General features: G+C 43.9%; 4 protein-coding genes. 2 read left to right on the top strand and 2 right to left on the bottom strand.

The window, feature by feature from the left end; translation table 11 throughout:
• Positions 1-195 precede the first annotated feature (195 nt).
• Entirely contained in the window at positions 196-1,404 is a 1,209-nt protein-coding gene (locus ACM0OY_RS39145; RefSeq protein WP_414574092.1) for a NupC/NupG family nucleoside CNT transporter, read from the bottom strand.
• 326 nt (positions 1,405-1,730) lie between these two features.
• On the opposite strand from ACM0OY_RS39145, the gene ACM0OY_RS39140 reads away from it, so the two are divergent.
• Together ACM0OY_RS39140 and ACM0OY_RS39135 are read left to right on the top strand one after the other, a co-directional pair.
• Positions 1,731-2,948, top strand: a complete 1,218-nt coding sequence (locus tag ACM0OY_RS39140; protein WP_414574091.1) for a lipid-A-disaccharide synthase-related protein — start codon at positions 1,731-1,733, stop codon at positions 2,946-2,948.
• Positions 2,949-3,644: 696 nt separating this feature from the next.
• On the top strand, positions 3,645-5,399 hold the full coding sequence (locus tag ACM0OY_RS39135) for an ABC transporter ATP-binding protein (RefSeq protein ID WP_414574090.1): 1,755 nt from the start codon (positions 3,645-3,647) through the stop codon (positions 5,397-5,399).
• A gap of 238 nt (positions 5,400-5,637) precedes the next feature.
• On the opposite strand, the gene ACM0OY_RS39130 is transcribed toward ACM0OY_RS39135, so the two are convergent.
• Positions 5,638-5,838 (bottom strand): hypothetical protein, encoded by a 201-nt coding sequence (locus tag ACM0OY_RS39130; RefSeq protein WP_414574089.1) that lies wholly within the window; start codon positions 5,836-5,838, stop codon positions 5,638-5,640.
• Positions 5,839-5,942 lie beyond the last annotated feature (104 nt).

Here is a 5,942-nt window from a genome sequence, read left to right as displayed (position 1 = left end):
TCCACCTTTGAACTGGATTCATCCACCTTTGAACTGGATTCATCCACCTTTGAACTGGATTCATCCACTTTTAAACTGGATTCATCCACCTTTGATACTCGTTGATTGCCAAACGATAAGAGCGATCGCTAATAACTATTTCCCACTAAGCCAATTTATTTCAACTTTATTAGCCCCCCTGCCCCTCTGCCCCCATCAAATCAACATCCCAGCAATACAAGCGGTAATAAAACCCGCTAACAATCCGCCAATCATTGCCCTGACACCCATGCGAGCTAAATCATGCTGGCGATTGGGTGCTATACCAGTAATACCGCCAATGGTAATGCCAATAGAACCGATATTTGCAAAGTTACATAATGCGTAAGTCGCAATAATTACTGAGCGTTGGGAAATTTTACCGTCCTCAATTAGTGCCTTCAAATCCAAAAAAGCAATAAACTCATTGAGAATTGTCTTTGTACCCAATAAAGCCCCAACTTGCCGACAATCAGCCCAAGGTACACCCATCAAAAATGCTACGGGAGCCATCAAATAAGATAAAATCCGCTGCAATGAAAGTTCTTGTAAACCGACAAATCCGCCTAACCAGCCCAACAATGCATTTACAGCAGCTAATAATCCCAAAAAAGCAATAATCATCACCCCAACATTAACTGCTAGCTTTACGCCGTCAATTGCTCCGCTACTAGCTGCATCAATGACATTTACATAATTAGTTTCGACATTCGCCTTTACCTTACCAGCCGTTTCTGATACTTCCGTTTCTGGATACAGCAATTTTGATACCACCAACGATGTGGGAGCAGTCATAAAAAAAGCCGCTATTAGGTGTTCTGTTTGTACGCCAAAGGAAATATACGCCCCTAATACTCCACCTGCAATTGTGGCGAAACCAGTCGTCATCAGTGCATGGAGTTCAGATTGCGTCATATTCGCTATGTAAGGTTTCACCATCAGCGCTGACTCTGTTGGCCCCAAAAAGATATTACCTGCACAGGATAAAGATTCAGAACCCGATGTTTTCATCGTTTTCATCATCACCCACGCCATTATGTTTACTACTCGCTGTAAAATGCCGTAGTGATATAAGACACTAATGAAAGCAGAGAAAAAGATAATTGTCGGCAGCACTTGGAAGGCAAAGAAATGATCCTTAAAATTTTCTCCAAAGACAAACTTCGCACCGACATCCGAGAATGCTAAAAATTTACTGACAATATCTCCGAGAGATTTAAAGACATTCAAACCCCAAGGAGTTTTCAGAATCACTAGAGCAAATATAAACTCCAATCCCAAACCCCACGCTACTATCCGCCAACGCACCGCCTGACGATTCACAGAAAAGGCGTAAGATATGCCAAGAAAAACTAAAATTCCCAACGCAGAAATGGCGCGTTCCATGTTTACTCTTGCGATACAACTTTTTTATCACTTTGTCGTCAACACTTAAAATTACTATGTTTACTCAGTTCAAATTTATGAACCCAGATTAATGTACGCATAGCACTTGTACTCCTAATACTGTATTCTCTGATAAATTAGCGTCTGCAAAAACAGGGATTAGCAGTAATTCCATTCCGGGTTACGCCTGGAAAAGTAAGTTTGTAGATTTGTCTATAAAATTACAACTCTTAAGAGTAAAAATACTATCAATTTCTTTGCCTACTCACTCAATGTAGGTTAAAAATCTGACCAGACAAGTATTTTAGATCTATCCAAACCCCAAGATGCCTTCTAAGCGAATCTTGTTTATCAGTAACGGCCACGGAGAGGACAATCACACCTCTCATGTTATTCAGACCCTGCGCCAATTGTGTCCTTCCATTGAAATGGCAGCAATGCCGATTGTGGGCGAAGGCAAAGCTTACCGCAGCTTGGATATTCCCATTATTGGGCCTACACAAATAATGCCTTCTGGGGGATTCTTCTACATGAAGCGGCTTTATTTGCTCAAAGATTTTCAATCGGGATTGATTGGGTTAACGTGGCGGCAGTTACAAGCGGTGTTGCAGTATGCTCCCAACTGCGATTTGATTATGGCTACTGGGGATTTTGTCTCCCAGACATTTGCTTACTTAACAAAGCGCCCCTTTGTCTCGTTTATCTCTTGTCTTTCTGCTCTCTATGAAGGGCGATTGCGTATCAATCCGTTGCTGTGGCACGATTTGAATTCTTCTCGATGTCTGACAGTTTTCACCAGAGATTCCTATACGGCTTGTGACCTCCAACGCCAAGGTATAGCTAAAGCTCAGTTTGGCGGTATTCCGGCATTAGATCGCCTCGTCCCCGTCGGCAAAGACTTGCACCTCAAACCAGACGTTCCAGCGATCGCTCTCCTCCCAGGCTCACGAATGCCAGAAGCAGCGCGAAATTTCTGTTTGCAGTTGCAGCTAGTGGTAGAAATTGCCAAGGTGATGCCTGAGTCAGGATTCCAGTTTCGCGCCGCCTTGGTACCACGTTTGATGGAGGAACTAGACGACATTGCTAAAAGTCAAGGTTGGCAACTGAATCAAGGCGTACTCACCTATTCTTTGCCTGGTAGTTCTGCTGAGGAATCACGGCTTGTGGAAGTGAGATGTTACTCAGATGCTTTCAGTGACATTGTATATTACTCTAACCTCGTCATTGGTATGGCAGGGTTAGCAGTGGATTTAGCAGTAGCGATCGGCAAACCAATTATCCAAATTCCCGGAGAAGGCCCGCAATTTACCTATCAATTCGCAGAGGCACAAACGCGGCTCTTGGGCATTTCCGCCCAAACCATCGGCACCGGGCCAGCAACTCCAGAGACTCTCAAACAAGCAGCCCGACGAATAGTCGAGACTTTACAAGACGCAGACTACCTCGCTAAGTGTCAACAAAATGGCCCTGAGCGATTTGGCCCACCCGGCGCATCTGAAAGAATTGCCCGCTTTTTGCTAACCTCTCTAGGAGAAATCGAGTAAAAATTACGTCATAACTCAGGAGTCAGAATTCAAAATTCAGAATTCAGAATTGACAAAATTACTGGTGCTACCAAATTTGAATCATGAAGGGAAGGATAACAATACACAATTCAATTAAGTACTTAGGAACTTCCAAAAAATAAAAACAACCGCTTTAGGTTGTTGACTGTTGACTGTTAACTGTTGACTGTTAAGAGTCAACAATAGCAATGGAATATTTTTTTACTTGGAACTCCCTTATTGAATTCGGGGTGTCGTTCATTGAATTCGGGGTGTCGTTCATTGAATTCGGGGTGTCGTTCATTGAATTTGGGGTGTCGTTTATTGAATTCGGGGTGTCGTTCATTGAATTTGGGGTGTTGTTCATTGAATTTGGGGTGTCGTTCATTGAATTCGGGCAACCACCGATAATGCACAACGCAAAGTGTTGCCACGCTACTACAAACAAATTGGATATTTTTTTAATTGGAAGTCTCTTATACCAATTCTGTATGAAGATGCACATAACAAGACCCCCCTATAGTCCCCCCTTGCCAAGGGGGGACGGCGACAGCCGGGGGGTAAATATATGCAGCTTCACAAAGAAACGGTATTAGACAGAATTAATTACACACGTTGTTTTCTTGTTCTCTGTTCCCTATTCCCCATTCCCTGTTCCCTATCTCCACGAATAAATTTAATTTTGTCCAACTACTTATGAAAGTCCGCTCTAGTTACTGGCAACTGTTGCCTTATTTGTGGCCCCAATGGCCGCTGTTAGTTCGGGGATTAGCTTGTATTTTAGGATTTGTGTTGCTCACCCTAGCACTGCCTTACCTAGCAGGTCAGGTTGCTTTTTTTGTCGGCCAGGGAAATGTTAACCAGATTGCTTACTGGCTCGGACTAGCTACTTTGGTATTTTTGATTCGAGGGCTTTGTCAATACGGGCAGAATGTCTTTATGATTGCTGCCGCTCTCAACATGGTTTTAAACTTGCGTAAGCGGGTTTACGCTCACCTGCACAAACTCGGATTAGATTATTTTGAAACCACACAGACGGGTGACCTCACTTATCGGCTGACTGAAGATATTGATCGCGTAGGCGAGATTGTAGACAAGTTATCCCATCAGTTTCTTTCCAATCTCTTGCAGTTAATTGCGATTCCCATTTACATGCTCTACCTGAATTGGCGACTCACCCTTGCAAGTTTGATTTTGGCTCCTTTGATGGCTTGGTTGATTGGGTTATTTGGTCAGCGATTACTTGTGCTATCTCGCCAGAGTCAAAATCAGGTTTCCAATTTGTCGGCAATGCTAACTGAAGTATTTAGTGGGATTCGCGTCGTTCAAGCTTTTGCAGCACAAGGATATGAAGTCAAGCGATTCAATCAAGAAGCAGAACAAAATCGCAAAGCTAAGTATCGCGCTTTACAACTCAAATCCATTCAGTTTCCCGTTGTTGGTTTTTTGGAAGCAGTTAGCATTATGCTGCTGTTTCTATTGGGAGGGTGGCAGATTTCTCAGAATCAGCTGACATCTCAAGGTTTTATCAGTTTCTTAGCTGCTGTGGCTATACTGATTCAGCCAATCGATTTGTTGATTAGCAATTACAACGAGTACAAACAGACCGAGGCTTCCGTCGAACGGATCTTTGAACTGATGGCGAAGCAGCCGAGTTTAATTGAAAAGCCAAATGCGAAAGATTTACCACGAGTTAGTGGCAAGGTAGAGTATCGCCATGTCAATTTCGCCTACAATCCCGGTCAGCCAGTCCTCAAGGATCTCTGTCTGCACGCTTCTCCGGGTAATGTCATTGCCTTGGTTGGTACTTCTGGGGCGGGCAAATCGACGTTAATTAACCTTTTACTTCGTTTCTACGATCCCCAAGCGGGTGAAATTCTGATTGATGATATCGATATCCGCGATGTTGCGCTTACCAGTTTGCGCCATCAAATTGGCATTGTTCCCCAAGACATTACGCTTTTTTCAGGAACCATTGCCCAAAATATCGGTTACGGTCAGGAAGAATTAGATTTAGCAGCAATTGAGGAAGCGGCGAAAATTGCTAATGCTCACTCGTTTATTAGCCAATTTTCCCAAGGTTACCATAGCTGGGTAGGGGAGCGCGGAGTTAACCTATCTGGAGGACAACGCCAAAGATTAGCCATCGCCAGAGCAATTGTCAACGATCCGCGAATTCTCATCCTAGATGAAGCTACCTCTGCTTTGGATTCGGAATCAGAAGCGCTAGTTCAAGAGGCGATCGAGCGAGTAATGCAAAACCGTACAGTGTTTATTATCGCCCATCGCTTGAGCAGCGTTCGTCGGGCTGACTGCATTCTTGTACTAGAACAAGGACAGGTGGTTGAAGCTGGTACTCACACCTCCCTCCTCTCTCAAGAAGGACGCTATGCCCGTTTTTATGCCCAACAGTTTTACTCTACAGACGAGGGAGGGAGTAGAGAGGGGTAATACATTTGGCAATTTTGTCAAGGTTACTAACGTGTGGTGTCATGTCCCATCCTTCGTCATCATAACTCTAGGCGATCGGTGCAGTAATTTGCTATGTGGCGTTGGGTTCCTCGGGATTTTCACCAAGGATTTGCTGTGCAGCGTGTCGGATGTGCAGAATACGTACTGTAGATACCTCTTGCCCCTCCAAGATAGTGAAAAGGATGCGGTATGAGTTACGTCCTCGACCATAAAGTAGTTATCGAATTTCTTGAGAGAAATACTCGTTCTCTGGCGCTAGAGGACAGCGCTTTGGCATTTGAGACAAGGAGTCAATCGCTTGCAGCAATTGTGCATACCATTGACTTGCCTTTGAAGGTGATGTAATTTGGGACAATCGTAAGAAGGCTTTGTCTGCTTCAGACTCCGCCACACTGGAAATTTCAATACGATATTTCATGAATCAGTTGGCAGATCGTACTTGCGGTGCCGTTCTTCGGCAAAGTCATTAGACCTGTCCGAAATATAAATTTAGGTACAAAAAAATGGTAGAAGGAAGATTTG

The organism is Nostoc sp. CCY 9925, assembly GCF_963920935.1.
Taxonomy (GTDB): domain Bacteria; phylum Cyanobacteriota; class Cyanobacteriia; order Cyanobacteriales; family Nostocaceae; genus Nostoc.
This window is presented reverse-complemented; position numbering and strand designations above follow the sequence as displayed.